The 24,872-nt window shown below is 52.1% G+C and carries 19 protein-coding genes; 8 read left to right on the top strand and 11 right to left on the bottom strand.

Translation table 11 applies throughout. From position 1 onward, the window contains the following. Nucleotides 1-11 precede the first annotated feature (11 nt). On the bottom strand, nt 12-1,004 hold the full coding sequence (locus AC0QH1_RS23575; protein WP_324633820.1) for a serine hydrolase: 993 nt from the start codon (nt 1,002-1,004) through the stop codon (nt 12-14). Between the two features lie 64 nt (nt 1,005-1,068). Between AC0QH1_RS23575 and AC0QH1_RS23570 the strand changes: the two genes are divergently transcribed. After that, entirely contained in the window at nt 1,069-1,686 is a 618-nt protein-coding gene (locus AC0QH1_RS23570) for a hypothetical protein (protein ID WP_324633818.1), read from the top strand. 50 nt (nt 1,687-1,736) lie between these two features. Here the strand turns inward: AC0QH1_RS23570 and AC0QH1_RS23565 are convergent, their stop codons facing one another. After that, nucleotides 1,737-1,934: a hypothetical protein gene (locus tag AC0QH1_RS23565; protein ID WP_324633817.1), complete on the bottom strand. Its 198-nt coding sequence runs from the start codon at nt 1,932-1,934 to the stop codon at nt 1,737-1,739. A 13-nt stretch (nt 1,935-1,947) separates the two neighbouring features. After that, nucleotides 1,948-2,733, bottom strand: coding sequence for an RNA methyltransferase (locus tag AC0QH1_RS23560; protein WP_324633816.1), 786 nt, complete (start codon nt 2,731-2,733; stop codon nt 1,948-1,950). Between the two features lie 78 nt (nt 2,734-2,811). Between AC0QH1_RS23560 and AC0QH1_RS23555 the strand changes: the two genes are divergently transcribed. Continuing rightward, nucleotides 2,812-3,000 (top strand): DUF2256 domain-containing protein, encoded by a 189-nt coding sequence (locus AC0QH1_RS23555; protein WP_442957360.1) that lies wholly within the window; start codon nt 2,812-2,814, stop codon nt 2,998-3,000. Nucleotides 3,001-3,078: 78 nt separating this feature from the next. Further along, nucleotides 3,079-4,014, top strand: coding sequence for an isoaspartyl peptidase/L-asparaginase (locus tag AC0QH1_RS23550; RefSeq protein WP_324633814.1), 936 nt, complete (start codon nt 3,079-3,081; stop codon nt 4,012-4,014). Between the two features lie 185 nt (nt 4,015-4,199). Here the strand turns inward: AC0QH1_RS23550 and AC0QH1_RS23545 are convergent, their stop codons facing one another. From AC0QH1_RS23545 to AC0QH1_RS23520, 6 genes are all read right to left on the bottom strand, one after another. Further along, the gene (locus tag AC0QH1_RS23545) at nt 4,200-5,408 is read right to left on the bottom strand and encodes a glycosyltransferase family 4 protein (protein ID WP_324633813.1); all 1,209 of its coding nucleotides are present in this window, start codon (nt 5,406-5,408) and stop codon (nt 4,200-4,202) included. Nucleotides 5,409-5,554: 146 nt separating this feature from the next. Further along, a complete protein-coding gene (locus tag AC0QH1_RS23540; RefSeq protein WP_324633812.1) occupies nt 5,555-7,138 on the bottom strand; it encodes an MFS transporter in 1,584 nt (527 codons plus the stop codon). 35 nt (nt 7,139-7,173) lie between these two features. Next, nucleotides 7,174-8,094 carry a DNA repair protein RecO gene (gene recO, locus AC0QH1_RS23535; RefSeq protein ID WP_324633811.1) on the bottom strand — a complete coding sequence of 307 codons (921 nt, stop codon included), beginning with the start codon at nt 8,092-8,094 and terminating at the stop codon, nt 7,174-7,176. 118 nt (nt 8,095-8,212) lie between these two features. Continuing rightward, nucleotides 8,213-8,905, bottom strand: coding sequence for a deoxyribose-phosphate aldolase (gene deoC, locus AC0QH1_RS23530; protein ID WP_324633809.1), 693 nt, complete (start codon nt 8,903-8,905; stop codon nt 8,213-8,215). 504 nt (nt 8,906-9,409) lie between these two features. Further along, a complete protein-coding gene (locus tag AC0QH1_RS23525) occupies nt 9,410-11,260 on the bottom strand; it encodes an N-acetylmuramoyl-L-alanine amidase (RefSeq protein WP_324633808.1) in 1,851 nt (616 codons plus the stop codon). A 272-nt stretch (nt 11,261-11,532) separates the two neighbouring features. Continuing rightward, nucleotides 11,533-13,353: an N-acetylmuramoyl-L-alanine amidase gene (locus AC0QH1_RS23520; RefSeq protein ID WP_324633807.1), complete on the bottom strand. Its 1,821-nt coding sequence runs from the start codon at nt 13,351-13,353 to the stop codon at nt 11,533-11,535. Nucleotides 13,354-14,735: 1,382 nt separating this feature from the next. Between AC0QH1_RS23520 and AC0QH1_RS23515 the strand changes: the two genes are divergently transcribed. From AC0QH1_RS23515 to AC0QH1_RS23500, 4 genes are all read left to right on the top strand, one after another. After that, entirely contained in the window at nt 14,736-15,176 is a 441-nt protein-coding gene (locus AC0QH1_RS23515) for an NUDIX hydrolase (RefSeq protein ID WP_324633849.1), read from the top strand. Between the two features lie 351 nt (nt 15,177-15,527). Continuing rightward, a complete protein-coding gene (locus tag AC0QH1_RS23510; protein WP_324633806.1) occupies nt 15,528-16,550 on the top strand; it encodes a histone deacetylase family protein in 1,023 nt (340 codons plus the stop codon). A 296-nt stretch (nt 16,551-16,846) separates the two neighbouring features. Continuing rightward, nucleotides 16,847-19,501 (top strand): DNA mismatch repair protein MutS, encoded by a 2,655-nt coding sequence (gene mutS / locus AC0QH1_RS23505; protein WP_324633805.1) that lies wholly within the window; start codon nt 16,847-16,849, stop codon nt 19,499-19,501. Between the two features lie 200 nt (nt 19,502-19,701). Continuing rightward, nucleotides 19,702-21,132: a sodium/glutamate symporter gene (locus tag AC0QH1_RS23500; protein ID WP_324633804.1), complete on the top strand. Its 1,431-nt coding sequence runs from the start codon at nt 19,702-19,704 to the stop codon at nt 21,130-21,132. A gap of 183 nt (nt 21,133-21,315) precedes the next feature. On the opposite strand, the gene AC0QH1_RS23495 is transcribed toward AC0QH1_RS23500, so the two are convergent. Together AC0QH1_RS23495 and AC0QH1_RS23490 are read right to left on the bottom strand one after the other, a co-directional pair. Beyond that, a complete protein-coding gene (locus tag AC0QH1_RS23495; RefSeq protein ID WP_324633803.1) occupies nt 21,316-23,490 on the bottom strand; it encodes an SPFH domain-containing protein in 2,175 nt (724 codons plus the stop codon). A gap of 105 nt (nt 23,491-23,595) precedes the next feature. Next, nucleotides 23,596-24,258, bottom strand: coding sequence for a DUF1449 domain-containing protein (locus tag AC0QH1_RS23490; RefSeq protein WP_324633802.1), 663 nt, complete (start codon nt 24,256-24,258; stop codon nt 23,596-23,598). Nucleotides 24,259-24,358: 100 nt separating this feature from the next. Here AC0QH1_RS23490 and AC0QH1_RS23485 point away from each other — a divergent pair, with 100 nt between their 5' ends. Further along, entirely contained in the window at nt 24,359-24,736 is a 378-nt protein-coding gene (locus tag AC0QH1_RS23485) for a VOC family protein (RefSeq protein ID WP_324633847.1), read from the top strand. Nucleotides 24,737-24,872 lie beyond the last annotated feature (136 nt).

The following is a 24,872-nucleotide window of genomic DNA, read 5'->3' as shown; positions in this document are numbered from 1 at the left end:
GCGTTTCGATCTTAAGGCAACTGAGAGGAAACCGCTTCTGCGCTTAACGATTGATACACCTTCCCAGACACTTGCCGAATTAACTCTTCTGCATTCGGGTCATTGTGGGGGCGCTGCACCAACATAGCGATTAAATAGCGCTTGCCATTGGGCATATCCACTAACCCCGCATCGGCGATCGTGGACCCAATATCGCCGGTTTTGTGGGCGATCGTGGCTTCTGCATCGAGTCCTTGGGGCAGTAAAGCGTCATTCACCGTGGATTCCATAATCCCCAACAAGCGATCGCGACTCCGCAGGGACACCAATTTTCCTTTCTCCACCATTGCCATCAACTGCACCAAATCTCGCGGACTGGTGGTATTGGTACCCTCCAGATCCGGGAGGGGATTGGAAATTTGGGTGGCGGTTAGCCCCCAGGACAAAAACCGCCGATTGAGTGCAGCGGCACCGCCCAGGCGTTCGATGAGCATATTCGTGGCGGTATTGTCACTAATCGCAATCATTTTAATTGCCGTTTCCAGGGCGCTGTACTGCGTCCCCGGTTCGCTGTACTGCATATCCCCAGATCCAGAAGCCACATGTTCCGCTTTCATCGTCAGGGTTTCGTCGAGGCTAATTTTCCCGGCATCGATATCTTGGAAAAATGCAATCAAAATCGGCGTCTTAATCGTACTCGCCGCCGAAAACCGCATGGTGCCGTTGATATCCAAATAGGCGCTGCTATCCAAGTCCACCACAAATACTCCCGGGGTCAGGTCCGATTGTTCTGCGACTAAGGTTTCGATTTGCGATTTTAAGGCGCTCATTTCGGAACTGAGGTGCAAGCCGGGTCTCAATCCTCCCGTTGGGGCGATCGCGGCAGTGTCGGGCTGTTCTACCGATTCGCTGTCCATTCGCGACGCATCCGCCGTGAAGTTTTTGGCGGGATTCCACACGGAGAAAAAGGTACCGGCGAGTACCCCTAACCCCACACCCAGGATCAGCAACCTCGCCCCATACACCAAGGGGGCGGTTTTTTTGCCCTGTCGGTTCGATTGCGGTTTGCTTCTTTTCCTTGGTCTGGGGGTGCGTTTGGAGGATGCGGCGGTACTGCCCGAGGTTTTGGCGGATGCGGGTTTGGCCGATCGCCGACGCGATCGCGCGGCTGGGATTGCGCGGGTCGATGCACTCTCGCCCCCCATCGGTGCGATCGGCATGGAGGTGGGCGGTGGAGGTGGCGGGGGATCGCCGGATATCCTTCCTCGGTGCCGTTGGTACATTAAATCGATCGGATTAGGGGTGCGCGGGGTGGGCGCAGATGCCGAGGACCGGCCCATTCCGGACATGGGTGGATTTTTGGGAAGAGGGGATTGCGGCGATCGCGGCGGCGATTGGCTAAACTCTAGCAAGGTGGGTTGGGGTCTGGTCTCGGCATCCCCTTGTCTGCCGGTGTTTTCTCGGTTTTCCCTGGGTCTGGACCGCACCGATCCCCGATTCGGTGCCGATCGCGGCGGTGAACCGATACGCTTACTCGGGCGTCGGGCGGGCGATCGCTCCTCCGATCCGGGGGCAGTTCTCAAGTTTGGGCGTGCTTTGCCTCTGCGCTTGTCCGCACCCTTGGGTTTTTGCCGCTTTCTCGGGGGTTCCCCCGGGCCGGACTTTGAGGGCACCACCGACAAAAATGACCGAATTGGAAACCTTTGAGCCACTGCTCACTCCTCTTTAACTGATTGCGTTGTAGGCTACACCACTGGTTATCCACCATAGGCATCATTTACGATTCTTCCGGCTTGCCAATGGCCAGAATATTGCGCCTGGGAATTTTTACTTCCTGCGCCCTTTCTCAGGCGCGATCGCCATCGGGATGCCTTCCGGATGCTGGTGAAAAATCCAAATGCCTGACCATCACAGCAATTTTTCGGCAGCATCGGGGGACAAATCATCGGACGCATCAATAGCGTATCACTAACTCCGAATTTGATGGGATAATGCCCACTCGATTTGACGCAAAATTCCGCGCAGCATTGCCACTTCTTGGCTCGATAACTGGGCGCGGTTATACAAGCGCCGGAATTTTTCCATCCGACTGGCGGCGGTATGGGGATAAAGATACCCAATTTCTAATAACAATTTTTCTAAGTGTTGGTAATATCCCTCGCTCTCGTCTAGAGAAGCGCTGTCCCTGATTTGGCTGGCGGGGGGATGGACGGCGGTTTCTGCGGAAACGGCGCGATCGCTCGCTTCTGGGGACGCCACGGCGGGGCCAATGGCACTCTGATACAGTTCGGCACAGCAAACGGCTACCGCTTGGGCTAAGTTTAAGGAGGAATATTCCTCGCAGGAGGGAATGCGGACGAATCTCTGGGCGTATTTTAATTCCTCGTTACTCAATCCTCGGTCTTCCCGCCCGAAAATGAGGGCGGAGGGGGCTTCGAGCAACCAGGGTAAGGCATGGCGCGGCGTTTCAAAGTTGGTGGGCAAGGATCGGGTTCTGCCGGTGGTGGCGATCGCGCGCAAGCATCCTTGTAGGGCGGCGGGTAAATCGGCTTCGATGCTCGCCGTTTCTAAAATCTCTCGGGCATGAACTGCCATTTTTTTGGCGTCATCTGCCATAATGTCGCACTGGGGATTGACGATCGCTAACTGAGACAACCCCATGTTTTTCATCACCCGGGCGATCGCGCCCACGTTCAATGGCCCTGCCGGTTCGACGAGTACAATGCGAATTTGTTTGAGTGCTGTCTGGTTCATCCTACCTTGACCCCATCGGCGATTTAATTGTATTCGGTGAAAAGATTCTCTGCTTGTCTTTTCTCCCTCCATCGCGTTTTGCGTAACATTAAAGATAAATCCTGCACGGAAATTAACATGGGACGCGATCGCTCTAAATCTAATCTTCCCACGAAAGTATGCCCGGTTTGTCAGCGTCCCTTTACTTGGCGCAAAAAATGGGCCACCTGTTGGGATGAGGTGAAATATTGCTCGCAACGCTGTCGGCGGCGAAGAAACCTGGGGTAAATAGGGGTTGTAAAACGCTTCCTTCGTGCTAAGATGAAAGGTTGCGAAGCAAACGACAGCAGGCGCGAGGTTTAATTGATGTCAACCGGGCAGGTACAACCCAAGCTAATTATCCACGGTGGAGCCGGGAGTTCTTTGAAAGGGAAAGGCGGTTTGGTGGCGCTGCGCCAATCCCTGCACAAAATTATTGAGGAAGTTTACGCCCTCTTGCAGGAAGGAGCTTCGGCGAGTGAGGCGGTGGTGCGCGGGTGCCAGCTCCTCGAGGACGATCCGCGTTTTAATGCCGGCACCGGTTCGGTGCTGCAATCCGATGGGCAAATCCGGATGAGTGCTTCGTTAATGGATGGCACCGCGCAAAAATTTAGCGGCGCAATCAATGTGTCTCGGGTGAAAAATCCCATTAATCTAGCCAAATTCTTGCAAAGCTGTCGCGATCGCGTGCTGTCGGACTATGGTGCGGCGGAATTGTTGCGCGAATTGCAGTTACCAATTTACAATCCGCTCACGGACAAGCGCTTGCAGGAGTGGATGGATGAGCGCAAGGAGAATTTTTCGCGCACGATGGCGGATGTGGTGGCAGAACCTGCCGGTAGTGGTACGATTGGCGTGGTGGCACTGGATTCCACCGGGGCGATTGCGGCGGGGACCTCTACCGGGGGCAAGGGGTTCGAGCGCATCGGGCGGGTGAGCGATTCGGCAATGCCTGCGGGAAATTACGCCAATGCTAAGGCGGGAATTAGCTGTACTGGTATTGGGGAAGATATTATCGATGAATGTTTGGCGGCGCGGATCGTTGTGCGAGTCACCGATGGGTTATCGTTAGCCACGGCATTCGAGCGCTCCTTTGCCGAGTCGGAGCGCAATCAGCGCGATTTGGGGGCGATCGGCATCGATGCCACTGGCGCGATCGCTTGGGGCAAAACCTGTGAGGTAATTCTCGCCGCCTATCACAACGGCGAAACCATTGGCGATACCTTGGAGTGGCAAACCGCACCGGGTGTGGCGACGGCATAGCACTCCTTTACTCTACCCTTCCATACCCCTGCAACTCGCGGGGGTATGGAGGGGCAACCGCGCAAGTGCCCTCGGCAAACAATGTTATCCCCTAGGGTAACAATCGTAGCATTTTATTAGGGTAGCAAATCGCCTGACAAGAGTTCCAAACCACTCAGTTATATGTTAACCCATTGCGATCGCCTCTATCTCCACCGACTCACTTGCCCCAATCGCGCTTTTAATATTTCTGCATACAAGTTCTCTAACTGAGTGATATTGCCGCTCAGGGTATAGCGATCGAGAACCCGCTGACGCGCCTTTTGTCCCAGCACTGGGATCAACTCCGGTTGGTCTCGAAACAGGGGCAACAGAGTCTTCAACTGCGTCGTTACCCCTTGAGAATTCAACACCACCCCCGCCCCATTCGATAGCACCTCACCATCCGCACCTACATCTGTAGCAATGCAAGCCAACCCACAGGCCATTGCCTCTAAAAGAGACAGAGACAATCCCTCCACCAAAGAAGGCAAAATAAACACATCAGCGCCGCGCAGAATTTCGATCCGCTGTTGCTCATTCGCCACATATCCCAACCACAAAACATTATCTTCCGAACCCGCATACACCTGCAAAGAAGGAGCCAACGGACCGTCACCGACAATTGCCAACTTGCAATCCGCACCCAGGTCACACTGCTTCCACGCTTTGAGCAAAGCTTCCACATTTTTTTCCATTGCGATGCGACCTTGATAGACAAACAACCGCTGTGCCTTTAACTCGTACTTCACCTGAGAATACCCCGGCGAATACTTCTGCACGTCCACCCCATTAGGAATCACCGCCACTTTCCCCGGCGGGACCCCCAGTTTCCCCAACACCTCCCGCTGCATCTGAGAAAACACGATCGTCTTGTCATAGTGAAGCAGAAAAGGGGCGTACAGTTGATAGGTAAGATGTTGCAGGTGTTGGCGACCCGATCGCCGCGCTGTTGCGTAAGCAAACGGCGGATGAAACGTCGCCACCAAGGGCAAATCCAACTCTTCGCAAATCTCGGGCAGCACGAAATCCAACGGCGAGAGGGTCAAAGATGCATGAACCAAATCTGGCTGCAACTCTCGCAACGCCTGAGTCAAAACCTTGCGCGATTTCAACGTCGGAATCGTGTAAATCGTAGACTTATAAAGACAAGGCAAAGACACTTCGCAGCCGCCAATCGACCAGCCATTCCCACCATTGAGGGGAGAATGTGGCTCCCACTTAGAAACCAACGTTTGCGTTTCTTGGGTCGCTTCTTGAGCAAAATGAAAAAAGCTGACCTGATGCCCTCGGTCTAACAGTGCATTCGTAACCTCGCGAGAGTAAGTAACATTTCCGCAAAAGGGAGTTTTTTTTCCAAGCCAAGCGATGTGCATTCGGGTGTTGGGGGTAATAGGTTTGGGATTAACAGAAAGCCGATCGCGCAATCAAGGCGCAAGCGCGATGAGCGCGAAACCAACTCGCCACTCATCCCAGCCGATTGAGCCAATTACTAAACGCTTAGTGCCGATCGCGAACCACCTTATTTCGGCACTTTCGTTAATTTAGGTGGTTCTGTACGGGAAATATACCAGCTTAAGACCCCGCCTGCTACCGCGATCGCCGCCAAGCTTAAAATTACCACCCGCAAGCCAAAAAATGCTTCCGCCACCCCAGCCAATGCCAACGGCAAACTCAACGCAATATTAATCGCATTATTTTGCAGCCCAAACACCTTACCGCGCATTTCTTCTGGCGTTTCGGCTTGGATGGTGGTTTGCATCGGTACCCCCACCATTGCCGCAAACAGACCCAATAGGGTAATCACCACCAAGGCGACCCACAGTTGTTCGGTAAAGGCGGAGAGAATCGCCAGAGAGGCGGACATCCCAATAGATCCCACAATACTCAATTGCCGATGGGGAACGCCGTGACCGAAATGACCCAGGATTGCCGCCCCTGCGCCCATGCCGACTCCCGCCGCCGCCAGCAAGAAGCCAAATTGATCCGTAGTAATGGTCGGAATCACCTCTGCCAGACGCACCGCCAATACTGCCAAAGCGGCAAAAATCGAGAATAAAATCACTAGCTGAATTAAAGCGCTGCGAACTCGGCGGTGTTGGCCCAGGTAGCGCAGACCTTCGCGAATATCTTCAAACACATGGGGATATTCCCGGTCTGGGTCTGGAGTTTCGTGGGTTCTCATCAATAACAGGAGCAATCCGGCGAGGCAATAGCTGCCGCCGACAATCAGTTCTTTTCCGTAGCCGATCCCGCTGCCCAGTCGGTCGAAGGCGGTATCTGCTAAGGCAAGCAGTGGCTCTCCTACAGCAAATCCAATAATCACCGAGGCCATCATGGTGGTGGTATAAAGGGAGTTAGCCGGTAGCAACAGCCGTCGCTCTACAATCAAGGGGATCGCCGCTTGTTCTGCTGGGGCGAAAAACTGGGTCAGGGTAGACACCAAGAGGGTAATCACCAGCATCAGCTCGAAACCTAAGGGCAACGGTCCGAGCTTCAATCCCTCGGCGGCAAACAGCAGCAGGGGCAGGACTAAGACGAAGGCCCCGCGCAGCAGATTGGTGGCCACCAGGACGCCCTTTTTCGACCAGCGATCGGTCAGCGCTCCCGCTAAGGACCCCAACAACACGGCGGGAATGGTAAAGGCGACCATAATCCCGGAGACCCAGCCGCTGATGGTCTGCCCTTCTGCCTGAAAGCGACTGGCAATGATGGCAATCATCAGCACCAAGTACACTTTATCGGCTAACTGGGAGAAGACTTGACCGCTCCATAAGGCGAGGAAGTTGCGGTTTTTCAAGACGGGTATAAACCCCCGCTCCGGTTTTGGCTCCTCCGGGGGCTGGGGGGTTTCCCCGGTGGGGTGGGCACCGTTGCCGTTGTGGGCGGCGGTGGGGTTCTTGTCTTCTGGGGTTGCCCTGATACTGGCAGGAGTTGCGGTTTCCCCCGCTTCTGCTGTAGTTTCTAGGGGGACTTGCGCGCCATCGCAAATCGCTCGTCGGATTCCGCTGGGATTTGGCCTCGGGTTTGCAGATAGGGTGCGACGCTTTCGGCTGGAATTCGCATTGTCAAGGTGGGTTTCTAAATGACTCTCGGATAATGGCATTATGCTGTTTGGTAAAATCGGCTGAATGCGAACGGTTACAACGTGGGCGTTCGCGTTTCGTAGGGACTCATCGCTGATGCATTCATATAAGTCTCGATGAGCTGGGCGGAACGAATCGAGCGGCCATAGTGATACTGGGCATAGTGACGCAATAACCGTTCCACGGATATCCACACTTTATCAAGAGATGGCCGCTGGTCTCTCAGTTGGCTGGGAAAATGACTGCTGGTTCCTTGTTGGGGCAGTTCGGGGGCGCTCAATTGTTGGAGGATCTCTAACTCCACTGCATTTAATTGTCGGTCGATCGCGAGCTGACGCGCTTCTATCTGGGGTAAGTTTTTGCCCTTGGCTGCTGGGGTGAGGCGATCGCTGTGGGGTAAACTTACGGTGCCACCGGCGCTCACACTAAACCCGACTCGCCAGGTTTGGGAGGTGAAATCGGGTTGCAGGGGTTGTTTGGTAATGCAGCAGGCATGGACTTGTGGCGCAATCCCCCCCACGGCGAGTAAATGATAGATACCGTGGGTTAAAAGGGGCAAAATTCCCGATCCCGAGGGCCGATCGCCGATCGCCTTCCATCCCTCGATCCGCTTTAAATGCTCCCCGAGCAAGATAAATAGCTCGTCTTGCGGTTGCTCCCTGAGGGCTTGACAAATGACTAATTCTGCGAGATACTGAGCAGCCGCTAGTTTGCCCAGGTCTCGACTCAGACCGGCATGAGATTCGAGGGTATTGGCTTGGGTGATGCGATCGAGCGATCGCCCTTTGTTCAGGAGCAGTTCGTTCACCACAAACAATCCGCTGCGCCCCCCTAGCTTCGATTTGGGCTTGCGAACTCCCGGTGCGACGGCTTGAATTAACCCAAATTCCCGGGTCAAAATCGTTACCAGTCGGTCTGCTTCCCCGAAGGGAATGCTTTTCAGATTGATGCCAATGGCTTTATAGGTTCGATTCATAGTGGCTCGGCGATCGGTTATGAAAACGGGTGCTGATAGCCGCGATCGGGCTGAGGCAATCCGGGCCTCACCCTTCTGAGTATCGGCTGGGATGGGCGTTGGCCCACCCTACACCCGGTTAACTTTCTTCACGCTCTCCCCCTGCACAGATGGGGGACAAGCCTACTAACTCCGGACCGCGAGAGGTGCCCAACCGGGTGGCTCCCGCAACGATTAAATCGATCGCTTGTTCGGCACTGCGAATCCCTCCGGATGCTTTAATCCCCATTCTGCCGCGCACAATCTCTTTTAACAGCTTCACGTCGGCAACTTTGGCTCCTCCATAAAAGCCGGTGCAGGTTTTGAGATAGGCGACCCCCGCATCCATACAAATCTCTGCCGCGAGTTGTTTTTCGGCGTCGGTTAACAAGTTGGTCTCGATAATCGCTTTCACCAGTTGGCCGGTTTGTTCGCAGATTTCGGCGATTTCCCGATGCACTTGATTGCTATTACCGGCTTTCAATCCGCCGAGGTTAATGACCACATCCAGTTCCGTGGCTCCATTTTCTACCGCTTCTGCTGCTTCGTAAAGCTTCGCCTCCGGGGTGGTGGCTCCCGTGGGAAATCCAATCACGGTGCAAACTTTCGGTTGCTTTCCCTGGAGCAGATTTGCCGCTTGGCGGACATACACCGGCGAGATGCACACTGAGGCAAAATGAAAGCGATCGGCTTGTTCGCAACACAGCGCTACCTGTTCTGGGGTGGCGGTGGGTACGAGCAAGGCGTGGTCGATAAAGGATGCAAGATCGATATCTGGCTGGGCAACAGCCATTCTGTGTTCTCCCTATTCTTGATGTGGAAACTTTTATCAATATTTTATGAAATTGTAGCCTTTACCACAAGTTTAAACCGCTCTGGGGCAGGCATTGGGAACCATACAGGGCGCATGTCTTGCGGAGGATGGAACCAGCTTCCCTAGAGTCGGCTGAAAATCAGAACCGAGAATCCCTGACATCCAACACATTTAATTTGCAAGTTATTCTGTCAATTATTTGCCCTCCTGGCCGTCAATTTACCTTTCCTAGACCCTGGATAAATCGCAAGCCACACAGTATTTTGGGCATTATCGGCGGTACAAACCCTACGAATTTATTAATTTACAACAATATATGATGGTAGGCAATTATCCATACCATCCGAAATAAAATTATGCAATTTAAAAGTTTTAGAATCGGATTTTTCTCAAGTTTGAATTTTGAATTTCGGGATGGGAGGGGCGGGTGGAGTCGGTGATGTTGGCTCTGGCCCCTCCGGAATCAATTCGCCTGGGTGGGCGTTAGCGAGTGGCGCGGACGTACTCCAAGATTCCTCGGGCGATCGCCTCTGCCATGCGAGTGCGTTGGGCGGCATCGGCCAAAATCCGAGAATCTTGATTGCCGGTGACGAAACCCACTTCTACCAAAACCGCCGGCATGCGGGTATGGCGCAGCACGTAGAACCTTGCTCGCTTCACGCCTCGGTTGGGCATGTCGAAGCTTTGCAACATGCTGTTTTGGATATACTGAGCCATCGTCCGACCGCTTTGATAGTAATAGGTTTCCAACCCATTTACCTCGGGGCGTCTTCCCGCCACAGCATTGGCGTGGATGCTGACGAATAAATTAGCATCGACGCGATTGGCGAGGGAGGTGCGGGGGGACAGGTCGATGGTGCGGTCATCTTGGCGGGTCATAATTACCCCGATGCCGTTTTCTTCCAAAATCCGGGACACCTGATGGGAAATATCCAGGACCACCTGTTTTTCTTGTAACCCGCCAATCCCCACAGCGCCGGGGTCTGAGCCGCCATGACCCGGATCGATAACAATTACCATGCGGCCATCGGGAATCGCCGGGATTTCCGGTGTAGGAGTATTAGGAGCAGGTGGCATAGTGGTCGAAGGAGTCGTATCCGGGACGGAAATCGGCACGACATCTGAAGAGACACTGGCCATCTCTCCGGCTTGCAATTTCACCGAGATTCGTTCGGCACTGGATTGAGCCACACCGGCAACTTGGACGCCAGCGGCAGGTTGAACGAGCACCACCACGGTTTCCGGGTCTTCTTGGGTGGAGCGAACCCATAAGACGGAAGAGCCGCGATCGGGGCGAATTCTGCGAACGCTATCGCCGAGCTGAGCGGAAAAAATAGTGACGCGATAGGCGAGGGTTTCGCGGTCCCATTCGGTGGTGTAGTTGAGGGGGCGATCGCCGTTGACGACCACTTCCGAGCCATTGGCACCCAGTTCGATGGAGTTGATGGTGGCTAAACCGCTAACAGGAGCGGCATTGGCTGTGGGGGGTTTTTCCCCTTCGGGCCAAACGATTACCTCACCGCGAGGACCGACTTGGGCTTGCAAATTGCGATCGCGATCGTTCAAGATCAGGATCGCCCGGGTTAAGGGCGGCGAGTCGGAGGCTTGAGAAATTTCGAGCCTTTCTACTCCCCAGCGATCGATTTGCATGATTCGTCGTTGCACTTGGGGCGAGAGGGTGACGCCTTCGAGATCTAGGGCAACCCAAGAGCGATCGCTGCTCGGTCTGAGTTCGACTTTTGGCTGTTCCCCTCGGGTATGAAAGATGACCCCTTCATCTTCCACCTGTATGTCTTGCAGGACCGTTTGCGCGCCAGTTACCGCAGCGCTGGTGGTGTTGGATCCTGCCGAGGCGGAAACCCCTGAGCGTCTGTTCACTTCCGGTTCCGGGTTCGGTAATTGCACGGTCCACTGGTTAGCCGCGAGTCCCCGAAACTGCACTTTTTGTGGATCCAGGGTGTAGCCCTCCGCCAGTTCCACCACAATGCGACTGGTTTGAGAATTAAACTGCCCGATGCGAATTTCGCGAATCGGTCCGCCCACCGATTCGCTAACGGTTTGACGCCCCAGGGTGGTACCGGGCAAGTCAATCACCAACCGCGTGGGGTTGAACAGTAGTTGCGCTCTGGGTTGAACTCCCCCAATGGTTCTAAACGACAGTCGATTTTGATTCGCTTCAAACTGCCAAGACTGCAGTCGGGCAGCTTCCGCCGGAGGAGCCGTTAGCAGAAATGCGCCGAGAACCCCGGGCAAGATCCACTGCGGGAGCTGACTTTTTTTGCTTGGACTTTTGTCACGAATTTGCGACTCTAATGCTTGGGTGTGATGTTTCATGTTTTGCTTACCGACTACACGGACGAGTTATCGCTCCCTCTTTACCCTCTCAACAATTGCACGGTTCAATGCGTTCGTCACTTTTGCCGTCATTGAAGCAGGGAATTTTATGTCTTTACAAATGTAGCAGCACCCATCCCGAAAAGGTTTGACCGAGGCCAAGTATAACATAGGGTTTAGGGGATAGAAAAAGCGACTTTTTTCCTCAATCTTCCCATTCAATCGGTTTGCTGGGATTTTTTGCGCGATCGCCAGAATTTTTTGAGTTCCATCTAGGGGTTTTGTCGAATATACTGTAAAATTCCCCGGGCGATCGCTTCCGCCATGCGGGCGCGATCTTGGGCATTCGCCAGTACGCGAACGTCATGGCGACCGGTCAAAAACCCGGTTTCGACCAATACCGCAGGCATGTCAGTATGGCGCAGCACGTAAAACCGCGCCCGTCGGACGCCTCGGTTTCGCATGTCATCAAATGTTTGCAACATGCTGTTTTGGATGTACTGGGCTAAGCTACGCCCAGCGCGATAGTAAAATGTTTCCAAACCATTGACATCCGGTCGGGACATACTAATTGCATTGGCGTGAATGCTGACGAATAAATCGGCATCCACGCGATTGGCTAATGAGGTTCGCGCTGCCAAACTGAGGGTTCGGTCGTCTTCGCGAGTCATAATCGCCGTTACGCCATTTTGCTCGAGAATTGCGGCGACTTGTCGGGAGATATCAGTGACCACATCCTTTTCGCGCAAACCGCCAATCCCGATCGCGCCGGGATCGCGTCCCCCATGTCCAGGATCGATGACGATCGCGATTCGCTGATTGTTCGCCCGGGCCGGTTGGGGCGCTGGATTCGTCGGCGGCGGTACGGAAATCGGGATTTTGTCCGGTTCGGTGCGCGGCGCGCTGTCCGGGGCTTTTGTGGCGACGGTACGGGGTTGCAGTTGAATCGCCACCTGTTCGGGATTGGGTTGTTCTACCCCTATGACTTGGATCCCGGCAGCGGGTTGCACCAGGATGCTGACGGTTTGCGGGTCTTCCTGGGTGGGCCGCACCCACAAGATGGAGGATCCGGTGTCGGGGCGCAATTGTTCTACGCGATCGGTGAGCTGCGCGGAAAATAGGGTGAGGCGATAGGCGAGGGTTTGGGGATCCCATTCGGTTTTGTAGGCAATGGGCCGATCGCTATTCACAATCACTTCACTCCCGTTATTGGCCACTTCGATGGATTCGATGGTGGCGAGTTGCGTCATCTCGGCGGTGAGTTCGGGGGGCGTTTCTCCGGAGGGCCACAGCAGCACAGCGCCGCGATCGCTCACCTGCGCCTGCCACTGTTGTCGGCGATCGCTTAAATTGAAGATGAGTCGGGTAAATGGTGGGTCGTCCGAGAGTTGCATCACTTGCACTCGTTCTACGCCCAGGCGATCGGCAAACAGATTTCCCTGGCTCAGTTGCGGCGATAGGCTAACTCCGGGTAAGTCTAGGGTGAGCCAGGTGCGATCGCGACTGGGTTTGAGGTCGATGCGAGGACTCTGCCCGCTAGTTCGCAGTACAAATCCGCGATCGGTTATCTCGATGTCTTGCAGCAAGGTACTCGCTTCGGTGACTGAAGGCACCGCGATCGCGGGATCCCGGGGCGCAGGTTCCACTTTCCGCTGCGGCGCAGGTAATTGCACGATCCACTGGTTCGGTGCCACGCCCTGAAATTCAATCGCCTCGGGATCCAAGGTATATCCTTCGGCCAGTTCTACCACAATTCGACTGGTTTGGGAATTAAACTGTCCCAGGCGAATTTCTCGCACGGTTCCGCCAATTCGCTCTCGCACGGTCCGCCGCCCTAACCGGGTTCCGGGTAAATCGATCACTAACCGGGTGGGGTTGGAAATCAGTTTCGCCGTGGGTTGGACTCCGCCAATGGTCCGAAATGACAGTCGGTTTTGATTGGCTTCAAATCGCCAAGAGTCTAGTCTCGCCGCTTCCGCCGCAGGCGCTGCTAATACAAAAGCACCGACAAGCGCCGGCACTAAGCCTTTCACGATGAGATTTTTTCTCAATTGGCGCGCATTTAATGCTGGGAAATTCAATTTTTGGGTCACGTTTTTCTTCTCGCTCGAATCACTCTACACAAGGTATTGACGCCCCCGATTGTTATGGCTAATCTTATCGATTGGTGAATTGCTCCTACTCGGATTGATTCAAGTATGGGCAATAAATTACCCTCGCCGATCGCTCCATTTCCCACCATTGATCGAGCTTGCCAAGCGCTCATTTCATCAGCTCTCTACTGCCCTGAATTCCCCTCGAATTAGGGGAAACTCACCGACGAGTTCTGGCAAAACTGGTGGGGTTTTGGAGAATTTTTAATATCACCTCCTCTCTCGCCCAACCCTTGTTTTTGCGGTATCGAACTTTGAAACTCTAACCATTTTTCTTCCTTTTCTAGTTTCGGGTTAGAGTTTCTCCTTTAAATAGCTGGAAATGTATGGCAGATTTCCAAGCATTTCCCCTTCTATTGAAAATCATACAATTCGGAAATTGGGAGAAAAACTAGCCAAAAAAAAGCACTCCAGTTTCCTGAATTTTCTCGAAAGTATGACAAAAATGCCCTGCAAAAGAGGACATCGATCTACCCGATAATTGGGCTTGTTTGTCTTCACTCTTCGGTAGAACGAAGAAACGAGGCTAACCATAAGACGACAGGTCGGTTAGAGCGAGCTTCCCTCGCCTCCCCTGAACCACCGCTATCTTTACAATCCACTCAATTTCCATTGCCCCATTCGCTCTATTTTTTACCTACAGATTGCGGTTTGTCAGTCAAAAATTTAAGCAAATTTCCGAATTAGCGAATCCGGCTAATTTGAGACCCAATGGATAACTCAACACTTGTGACACACCTCAAGCTTTCTAATGCCTCCCACTCGAACGTCAACGGATAGCTGGGGACTGGAAAAACCTGGAAAACAAGAGAAGATTTTCCCTTTATTTCGTTCCTTTAAATAAAAGGTAAAGCCAAGGATGGAATCGGGAAACACCTCAGATTCCAAACGGTAAACCTCGGCTGATTACCTTTTTTCGAGAGCTTGTAGGATAGTACGTTTGTTAAAAAGGCCGATCCGGAACGATAAATTAAGTAAGGAATGGTGCGGGCGATCGCCGACCTCTGGCTATTGCATAATATGGGCGATCGGCGTTTTTTTTTAGGTTTCGGGACTGTATTTCACAAGAGAATATTGAAAAGTTTTATTTATCGTTAACATATAAAATCTGGTAGAAGTTTTTGGGAAATAACTAATTTTTCAAAACCCGCCATGCTGCCAAGGTAACTTTTACAAATGAATTTCATCGAAGCAGAAAATTCTCTGAAGAAGGGTTCCAATAAAATGACCTCCAGCAACGGGAAGCAGAGAAAATGATAAGCTCAGGAGAGATGTTGCACGGAACCTTTCTGATTGCTATAATGAAAAATTTTAAAAAGCCGATGAGCGAGAAAGTCGTTCATGTTGCCCTCGCTATCTTGTACCGCGAGGGTCAGTTTCTCCTCCAACTGCGCGATAATATCCCCGGAATTGTCTATCCGGGGTATTGGGGATTGTTTGGCGGACATCTCGAACCCGGAGAAACCCCGGAAATGACCCTCAAGCGGGAATTGCAAGAAGAAATTGGTTATTTACCGCCGCAGGTGTGGGAGTTTGGTTCTTATCAGACCCCAGAAGTGGTGCGTCATGTTTTTCACGCGCCCTTAACGGTGGGTCTCGATGAGTTAGTGCTCAATGAAGGGTGGGATATGGGATTATGGACGCCGGAGGACATTCGGCGCGGCGATCGCTACTCGGAAAAAGCGGATGAAGTTCGACCCCTGGGGGGTCCTCATCAGCAGATTTTCTTGCAGTTTATCGAGCGCGGTTTATTGAAATCATAGGGAAAATTTTTCCACCGAGAGAGATCCGTTAGGGGGAAGGGGTCAGTGTGGGGCTGTCTTCTTCCCGAAGTGGGATTGTGTCGCCGAGAAAGAAAAAGCATCAAGAATTTTTATGAAGTGAAAGGAGTTAACCCCTGGGCGTGGATTCAAACACCACAAGCAAATTACAGGTAACGGTTTTGTTTTCCCACCTCATTTTACCCTAAACGCGGTAATAATAGAGTGGGCAGTGCCTCCTGGGGCTGTCTTTAGCAGACCCTTCGCGGGTCACGATTGAGGGTGCGGAGTCTTAGACGAGTCGAAGCGATCGCTTCACTTATTTTGTTTGTACTGTTCTTCACCGATTGCCCAATGATGAGCCGATTCGCCACCTATCTTCACCCGCAGACTTGTTTGACTGCAAAATCCCCCCATTTGATTCTTTTCCGGCGCTATTCATTGCCTCATTTTAGCCAAGTGCGCCAGCAACTTGAAACCCACCTGCGGGATTACCCCTCCTTGCCCTTGCGAAAAGCCCGTTACAGTGAATATCTCAGGGTTCATAGCCGAAAATATCTCAAGCAACTGCTGCTGATGGGACGCGACAAACCTCTAGAACGATTCAATTTATCAAGTCCTAAATTAAGCCTTGAATGCGAAGGATTAGAATATTGCATCCCCGGATACCTCTACAGTTTAGGGGGCATCATGGAAGCGATCGACTGTATGAAAAAAGGTCACATAGACCGCGCTTACTGTTTCAGTTTAGTCGGACATCACGCCTATCGAAATTGGGGACATGGTTATTGTCTGCTCAATCCGCAAGCTGCCGCAGCGAAATATGCTCAAACCCAAGGATTTGAAAAAATTCTGATTGTAGACTGGGATTTACATCACGGCGATGGCACCCAGTCGATATTTAGTCACGATCCGGGGGTGTATTGCATCAGCATTCATCATGGGCTGGACTTGTACATGGCGAAATTATCTGATTTAAACCTCGGCACCACAACTGTTGCTGCTCGATTGGGGCACTGTAATATTCCGATTTTCCCGGAAAATTTGGAAACCAGTTTTTTGGAAAAAGTGAACTTAAGCGGCAATTTTTATAAAGGTTTAGAGAGTATTGATGTGTTTTATTCTGCTTTAGAGAAATTGCCTTGGAAGCCGAATTTAATTTTGATTTTCTCCGGGTATGATTCTCATGTTCGCGACTGCGGTGCTGGGGTCACGAATTGGTCGAATGGAGAATTTCAAGAATTAACGGAATATGTGTTAGATTTGGCCGATCGCGTCAATTGTCCGGTGATTTCTTGTCACGGTGGCGGATATAATATCCCGATAACGATATCGGCAGCGCTCAGTCACATCAGAGTTTTAGCCAACTACCCTTAAGGGTAATCGGCGGATGTCAGGCGGAGGAAAAAGGCTGAATTCTGGAGGTGTTTTGACCGAGGGAGGGTGGGGTTTTGCTGGGGGTTTGTAGGGTCCGGTTGAGAGGAATTTCGCCCGAGGTCCTCTACCCCGAAGGGATGAAGATGACGCGGGGGAGTTTAATTATCACAGATGGAGTATTTTGTCAAGAAAAATGCCAAAAGTGAAGATTTCAGCAATTTTTTAGGTAATCCGGGAGGGTAGGGATTTATTATTTTAGATGAACTGCTTGACCCCTATATCTACCACTGGAATCCATGACATCATATTCCCCTGCATCTACCCCACCCGACGCCACTGGCGTTAGAACGAGCCAACCCAATATTCGCAATGCCGATTATCGCGAAATCGATCGCAACCAACTCTCGGCAATGTATCGGCATTACGCAGAAGTAAAAGATAAATATCCTCATGCCTTGCTGCTGTATCGAGTGGGAGATTTTTTTGAGACCTTTTTTCAAGATGCGATCGCCGTAGCGCGGGAACTGGAACTTGTGCTAACGAGCAAGCATGGCGGGGAAATCGGACGGGTACCGATGACGGGGGTACCGCATCACGCCCTAGAACGCTATGCGATGCAGTTAGTAGAAAAAGGCTATGCGATCGCGGTGTGCGATCAAGTGGAATCCGCTGCAGAAGCAAAAGGCTTAGTGCGCCGAGAAGTGACCCGGGTCATCACCCCCGGTACGGTGCTAGAAGAAGGAATGCTGCCGGCGCGCAACAATAACTTTTTAGCCGCTGTGGTGATTGCCCGCAATCATTGGGGATTAGCCTATGCCGATATTTCTACCGGAGAATTTTTCACTACCCAAGCCGAAGATCTCGAACAACTGCACCAAGAACTCATGCGCCTGCAACCCTCCGAGGTGCTGTTTCCCACCAATGCTCCGGATATTGGCATGTTGCTCAGACCCGGAGAGAAATCGCAACACCTACCGGAATGTCTGCCCTCGGCATTTTGCTATTCATTGCGATCGCAAAAACCCTTCACCCAATCCGAAGCTCGCGAGCGGCTTTTGCTATACTTCAAACTCCACAGTTTGGAAGGCTTGGGGTGCGAACATCTTCCCCTCGCCGTGCGCGCTGCAGGGGGATTGCTAGAATACTTAGAAGACACGCAAAAAGAAACTCCCCTGCCCCTGCAACCGGTTCGCACCTATATCCCCTCGGACTATCTGATTCTCGATCGCCAAACCAGGCGCAACCTGGAAATCACCCAAACCGTGCGCGATAACACCTTTAGCGGTTCTCTGCTGTGGGCGCTCGATCGCACGAGAACCGCAATGGGTGGGAGAGCGCTGCGTCGCTGGTTGCTGCAACCCCTGCTGCAAATCAAAGGCATCCAAGCGCGACAAGATACGATCGCCGAATTGATAGATAATAGCGAACTGCGCGAAGACCTACAAAAGCTGTTGCGCGAAATATACGATCTGGAACGATTGACCGGGCGCGCCGGTTCGGGAACCGCAAGCGCGCGGGATTTAGTCGCTTTGGCGGATTCCCTACTGAAATTATCCGAAATGACTCAATTAGCCGCCCAAGGCACTTCTCCCTATATCAAAGCTTTGCAGAAAGTGCCACCGAAACTCACGGAACTGGCCAACCATCTGAAAGCTTACTTGGTAGAATCGCCGCCCCTGCATCTCAACGAGGGAGGATTGATTCGCCCCAAGGTGGATGCGCGCCTGGACGAGATGCGATCGCAAGTGGAAGGCGATCGCCAGTGGCTTGCCAATCTGGAACTGCAGGAACGCGATCGCACCGGTATCTCCAATTTGAAGGTTGGCTATAACAAAACCTTCGGCTATTATATCAGTATCTCCAAGTCAAAAAGCGACCAAGCCCCGGAAGATTACGTCCGCCGCCAAACTCTCACCAATGAAGAACGCTATATCACCCCGGAACTGAAAGAACGGGAATCGCGGATTCTCACCGCACAAGATGACCTGAATAAATTGGAATACGAAATTTTCGCCCACCTGCGATCGCAAGTCGGGGAACATGCAGGAACGATTCGTCAGGTGGCCAAAGCGGTAGCCGCCGCCGATGTATTGTGCGGCTTAGCCGAGATTGCCACGGATCTCGGCTACTGTCGCCCGCACATCGTGCAAGGACGAGAGATTGGCATTCTGCAAGGACGTCATCCGGTGGTAGAACAATCCTTGCCCGTGGGTTTCTTCGTGCCTAATTCTACCGGATTGGGAGGATTCTACAGTTCGCAAACCGGCGATCGCCCCGCTCCTGATTTAATTATTTTAACCGGTCCGAATGCCAGTGGCAAGAGTTGCTATTTGCGACAAGTCGGATTGATTCAATTAATGGCACAAATCGGCAGTTTCGTACCCGCAACTTCGGCCACTTTAGGCATTTGCGATCGCATTTTTACCCGCGTCGGCGCAGTGGATGATTTAGCCACCGGTCAATCCACCTTTATGGTAGAAATGAACGAAACCGCCAATATCCTCAACCATGCCACCTCTCATTCCCTGGTTCTCTTAGATGAAATCGGGCGCGGAACTGCCACTTTTGATGGCCTTTCCATTGCGTGGTCCGTCGCCGAATATATCGCTACTGAGATTCAAGCCAGAACGATTTTCGCCACCCATTACCACGAACTCAACGAATTGGCCTCAGTGCTTCCCAATGTGGCAAACTATCAAGTTACCGTGAAAGAATTCCCCGATCGCATCGTATTTTTGCACCAAGTTCATCCCGGTGGAGCCGATCGCTCCTATGGAATTGAAGCGGGGCGTCTGGCGGGATTGCCCGCCCCGGTTATTCAACGCGCCCGAGAAGTGATGCGTCAGATAGAAAAACACAGCAAAATTGCCGTGGGACTGCGCCAAGGCGCACCCGCAGAACCTACGGCAAATCAAGGCGCGATCGACCCTTTCGGTGGGGTTGATTTTTGACCGAAATCACCCCCAGAATTACAACATATTGAAGTATTTCCCTGACCCGCCCGCACCAGCGGGCTATTTCTTTGGCTCGGGGCGCAAAACCTGTAGTTCTTGTCAGAACCGAAACTATCGATTACAATAGAACGGCTTAAACCGCTCTTTAACCCCAAGGAGTTTGAGCCACTTCATTTACCACCTATCGAAATTATGCCATGATTCAACTATTTGATGCGTTTTTTGCCTTTATTATCATCGGGCTTTTCATTTTACTGGGGCGTTTAATTCGACAAAACATATCGGTGTTGAAAGCGTTGTATTTGCCCAGTTCGATTGTAGCGGGCCTGTTAGCTTTGTTACTCGGTCCGGGTGCATTGGGCGCGATCGCCACCGCGATTGCCGGCCCGAATTCCCCCTTTGCCTCTGGCTTATTTCCCGAACAAATCCGCCAAGTTTGGGCGCAGTCTCCCGGCATTTTTATCAACGTCGTCTTTGCCGCACTTTTCCTCGGCGAAACCATTCCCAGACCCCGGGAAATTTGGCGCAAAGCCGCACCCCAAGTCGCCTTCGGGCAAAGTCTGGCTTGGGGACAATATGTACTGGGATTGTTACTTGCCATGCTGGTTCTCACCCCCTTGTTCGGTCTCGACCCGATTGCCGGCGCGCTGATCGAAATCGCCTTTGAAGGGGGACATGGTACCGCCGCCGGCATGGGCGATACCTTTGCAGAATTAGGCTTTCCGGCGGGTGCAGACCTGGCACTCGGTTTAGCTACCGTGGGTATTGTATCCGGCGTTGTCGCCGGCACTCTGCTCGCCGATTGGGGTCGCCGCAAAGGTTATGTCAAGGTCAACGTTCAAGAAGAAATCGAGGAAAATCTCGAACCGACTCACATCGAACATCCGGATATTCGCAGAGCCAGAAGCATATTGCTGCGCGACTTACTGATCGATCCCCTATCTCTCAATCTCGGCTTTGTGGGATTGGCGATCGCGATCGGCTGGTCGATCCTGCAAGCGCTGATTTTTATCGAATCCATAACCTGGGGTCGAGGCGGCATCGAGGTGATGAGCTATGTGCCGTTATTCCCAATGGCACTGATTGGCGGGCTGATCGTGCAGGTGGGGATGGTGCGCTTGGGTCTCGGCTTGCTCATCGATCGCACCTTGACCAATCGCATCGCGGGTGTGGCTCTGGATGTCACCATTGTCACCGCCCTGGCGAGCATCTCTCTCACCGTTCTCGGCGCGAACCTCGTGCCATTTTTGCTGTTATCTGTGGTTGGCATTACCTGGAATATCGCCGCGTTTCTATTCCTCGCACCTCGGATTCTTCCCTCATATTGGTTCGAACGGGGCATTGGTGACATGGGACAATCGATGGGGGTAACGGCAACCGGCATTTTGCTGATTCGCATGGTAGACCCGGACAATCATTCCGGTGCCTTCGAGAGTTTTGCCTACAAACAGTTGTTTTTCGAACCGATCGTCGGCGGCGGTTTATTCACTGCAGCCGCTCCTCCGTTGATTTATCAGTTCGGTCCGCTTCCAGTTTTTATCCTCACCGCCGTCTTGCTGGTGTTTTGGGTGGCGTTTGGCTTGTATAATTTTCGCCAAATTAACAAGCGCGCCGCCAGAAGGAGATAAGAGATAAGTCTGAAGGAATCGCTATCGCCGACTTCGATCGGCTATGGAGAAAACATCAAATCACGCATAGCACAATCACTCCTGGGCAAAATGCCATAATTTTAGGGACAGGAAAACCATCCTGTCCCCAAACAAATTTACCCAGTTCAATCCAACCGCAACGGGTCGATCGCACTGCTGAGATTACGACACATTATTTTCCCCCGAACCGGGTTTGCGAACCTGTTGAATCGCCGAGGTGCTTCCAGGGGGTATCGGTTCGCTCGATCGCGCGGGAGTCGCTGGTGATTTGGGTGGTTTTGGCATTGCTTCACTGTCGGACTTTTCTCCACTATTGCCAGTGCTGTCATTCTTGCCAATAAAATTCCCCATTAAACCGAGAACTTTTTCTAATTTCCCCTCTTCCAAAAATGCATTAATCAGCGACAAACCACTGGTCGAAAGCAGAATTTTATTGAATTCTCCCATGTCGTTACTGCCATTACTTCCGGGGAATAAATACACTTTCGGGTCGCCTAAAACCCCCGGTTGCGGTGCTAGGGCTTGCAGAATGGCGGGGAGTTTATCCACCAACATGGGGGCGATCGCCTGAATCACTTCCGCTTTCAATTTCGCATCGCTAATCGCATTTTCGGCGGCAATTTTCTCGCGCAATCCTTCCGCTTCTACAAGCGCTTTTTCGCGATTTGCCTCGGCTAAAGTGCGAATCGATTCGGCTTCCATTTCGGCGGCTTGTTGTGCGGCTTCTGCTTGTCGCCGACGGCGATAGGCTTCGATTTCTACCACATTTTGCTCGCCAATTTTATGCTGTTGTGCTTCTCGTTCGGCGTCGATTTCGGCCAATTGTTGTTGGCGCTGCGCTTCGGCGATCGCTTTTGCTGTTGCGACATCGGCTTCCGCTTTTACCCGTTGCGCTTCGGCTAGCGATCGTTCCCGTTCTTTGTTCGCGATCGCGATCGCCGCGTCTTCTTGTGCGATCCGCGCCGATCGTTCCGATTCCGCAACCTCTACCTGAGACTGCAATCGCGCCGAGTCTACCTGCTGCTGACGCTGCACTTCTGCAATTTCTGCGTCTTGTTGTTGCAGCGCTTGTGCCACCCGAAACCGCTTGCGCTGTTCTTCTAACTCAATATCAGCTTCGATTTGACTTTGCTGCACGCCTTTTTGACGATTGATTTCCGCCATTTCGGCTTCTTGTTGTTGTACCGCTTGCGCTACTTTCAAGTGCTTATTGCGCTCTTCTAACGCAATATCCGCTTCAATTTGGCTTTGTTGCACGGCCAATTTGTTTTTAATCTTTTCCTCTTCAACCGCTTTCTCCTGTAAAATCTTACTCCGTTCGATAGCTGCCATTTCGCGGTCTTTCGCTTCTTGAATTTCCCGCTCTCGTTGGGCGCGTTCGGCTTCAATCGCCAATTGTCGCTCTAACTTATCCCGTTCGTTATCATTGGCAATTTGCCGGGATATCTTCTCTGCTTCAACCTCTTTTTGTTCGATTTCAATTTGAGTGGTCAGTTCGACTTCGCGCTTTTGCTTAATCGACTTTTGGATGGTTTCGGTTCGCAGGCGCACCCCTTGGGCGTCGAAAAAGTCATTGGTATAGGTGTCGCTTTCGCCAATTTCGGAAATTGCAATGCTATTTAACGTTAATCCCACTTTTTTCAAGTCCGGGCCGATTAAATTTAGCACTTCTTGCGCGAATCCCAATTTATCGGAATCGATTTCTGCCAGGGCTTTGGTCTTCGCCGCCGCCCGAATCGCATCATCGGCGCGATTTTCTAGGGCTTTTTTGATGTTTTCTATCTGGATTTGCCCCTCGTTGGACAAGCGCGCGGCGGCGGTAAAAATATCGTCTTCTGAAGCATTAATGCAGACGAAAAATGTCACTTTCATATCCGCCCGCAGGTAATCTTGGGTGCGAACGGCTAGTTTGCCGGTGCGTTCTACATCAATTGAGATTTCTTTCAGGGGGACTCGGGTGTATTCCTGAAATCCGGGAATAATCATGCAGCCGCCATTGAGAACGACGCTTTTCTTTTTGCTAAATAACCCGGTAATTACAAAGGCTTCGTTGGTGGGAGTGATTTTATAGAATTTGCGAATTAATGCTAGAATGGCACCGAACGCAATTAATCCAAAAACAATCCAAAAAACAACGATAAATGCAGAGTTGTTGGAGACGCTTTCCACCAGATTGGTTTGGGCGGGCTGAAGTTGCGCGATCGCAGTAGAATAAGCAGGTGATGTGTTGGCGGAGTTCTCTTCTGCAAATGCCACCTCGCAGGCTGGTTCTAATCTGGCGCTGTCTTGCAGGTCAAGACGCGGTAGGGTTTCGAGAAGCGTTAGCCAAAATAACATGAGATTACCCCCATATTGTACGGATAATTTACCAAGGCTTGTGGTCTATACGTGCGAGAAAACTGGCGTTTCCTCTCGACTCCTCCCCAGGGAAGGAATGACAGTTTATCGGTCTCGCGAAAATTCCCCCAACCACCGATCGCAATCTACACTCCGATCCGCAATGACAATGTAACACTCGTCGGTGCGATCGATGACGATCGCTTTGTCGCCGCGCTGGGGAATGACCGTGGCCCACTCGGGCAATGCAGCAGTCACGGTGACGAGGTTGCGATTGTTATCTAAAACGTCAATTTGGCCGAGTTTCTTACTTTCGATGGTGGCGGAGGTGACGGTACCAATACAACCGATTAAGCGATCGCGACTGGTATCTTCACTAAATGAGGCAAACAGATAGCCCACAGGTTGTGAGAGCACTCGCCCTCCCACTAGGGCGATCGCCAAAGAACCGATAAATACTGCACTGGCTAACCACCCCCCCGGAACGCCGAATATCGCGTTCAAGGTCCATCCGGTTAATCCCCACAAACTCAAGTCAATGGCAATTAACAGAATTAGAGGTACCCGCCCGAGACCGAGCAATGATAAAATTTGCATCGGACCGAAATTATCCAGTGCGCCATTGGCATCGGCATCTACATCGAGATCCATATCGGAATCGAAATCGAAATCATCCTCTCCGCCCCCAGTGACAATCACCAGCAGGAATAAGGAGATCCCAACCCCGAGTAAAATCCAGTAAGGTAAGTTGGCGGGATGGAATAACATATGGGTTGTCCCCTAAAACCACAATCCAGCAGAACGGCGATCGCTCTACATGATTGCCAATATCATAATAAAGAAGAAGGATAATGCTATTTTAATCGAGATGAAGCTCAAACGAATCGGTCACGTGGCAATTTGCGTTGAAAACCTCGATCGCGCGGTTAATTTTTACCAAAACTTGGGCATGGAGGTGGTCTGGAAGGATCCGGACTGGGCCTATCTGAAAGCAGGCGGCGATGGTTTAGCCCTGTTGACTCCCAGCTACAAACAAGCCGGTCCTCATTTTGGCTTTGTCTTCAGCGATCGCGCCGAAATGGAATCGGCTTACCAGCAATTAAAAGCCCAAAAGGTTGATGTGCGCGATATCCACGAACATCGCGATGGAACGGCTTCTTTTTACGGTAAAGACCCGGATGGCAATTGGTTTGAATACCTCTACGAACCCGCTTCGGTTCCTCAAGAAGTCGTCGGCGCGAAATAAACCCTGACTTCGCGCCGATTTAATTCGTCGGGTGGGCATTCCCCACCCCACAGTCTTTATCCTGAGTCTCTGTCAATATTCAGCCGCAAATTTTTTCGATGGAGTGCTTGACAAAGGGAATTCACATCAGGTAAAA

The organism is Phormidium sp. CCY1219 (assembly GCF_055795085.1).
Note: the sequence above shows the minus strand (reverse complement) of the source record. Positions and strands in the feature narration are given on the sequence as shown.

Coding starts and splice junctions, on each gene's coding strand:
- mutS (WP_324633805.1), top strand. CDS start 16,847: ATGACATCATATTCCCCTGCATCTACCCCACCCGACGCCACTGGCGTT.
- AC0QH1_RS23525 (WP_324633808.1), bottom strand. CDS start 11,260: ATGAAACATCACACCCAAGCATTAGAGTCGCAAATTCGTGACAAAAGT.
- AC0QH1_RS23500 (WP_324633804.1), top strand. CDS start 19,702: ATGATTCAACTATTTGATGCGTTTTTTGCCTTTATTATCATCGGGCTT.
- AC0QH1_RS23510 (WP_324633806.1), top strand. CDS start 15,528: ATGATGAGCCGATTCGCCACCTATCTTCACCCGCAGACTTGTTTGACT.
- deoC (WP_324633809.1), bottom strand. CDS start 8,905: ATGGCTGTTGCCCAGCCAGATATCGATCTTGCATCCTTTATCGACCAC.
- AC0QH1_RS23490 (WP_324633802.1), bottom strand. CDS start 24,258: ATGTTATTCCATCCCGCCAACTTACCTTACTGGATTTTACTCGGGGTT.
- AC0QH1_RS23495 (WP_324633803.1), bottom strand. CDS start 23,490: ATGTTATTTTGGCTAACGCTTCTCGAAACCCTACCGCGTCTTGACCTG.
- AC0QH1_RS23515 (WP_324633849.1), top strand. CDS start 14,736: ATGAGCGAGAAAGTCGTTCATGTTGCCCTCGCTATCTTGTACCGCGAG.
- AC0QH1_RS23550 (WP_324633814.1), top strand. CDS start 3,079: ATGTCAACCGGGCAGGTACAACCCAAGCTAATTATCCACGGTGGAGCC.
- AC0QH1_RS23485 (WP_324633847.1), top strand. CDS start 24,359: ATGAAGCTCAAACGAATCGGTCACGTGGCAATTTGCGTTGAAAACCTC.
- AC0QH1_RS23545 (WP_324633813.1), bottom strand. CDS start 5,408: ATGCACATCGCTTGGCTTGGAAAAAAAACTCCCTTTTGCGGAAATGTT.
- AC0QH1_RS23565 (WP_324633817.1), bottom strand. CDS start 1,934: ATGCGTCCGATGATTTGTCCCCCGATGCTGCCGAAAAATTGCTGTGAT.
- recO (WP_324633811.1), bottom strand. CDS start 8,094: ATGAATCGAACCTATAAAGCCATTGGCATCAATCTGAAAAGCATTCCC.
- AC0QH1_RS23540 (WP_324633812.1), bottom strand. CDS start 7,138: ATGCCATTATCCGAGAGTCATTTAGAAACCCACCTTGACAATGCGAAT.
- AC0QH1_RS23560 (WP_324633816.1), bottom strand. CDS start 2,733: ATGAACCAGACAGCACTCAAACAAATTCGCATTGTACTCGTCGAACCG.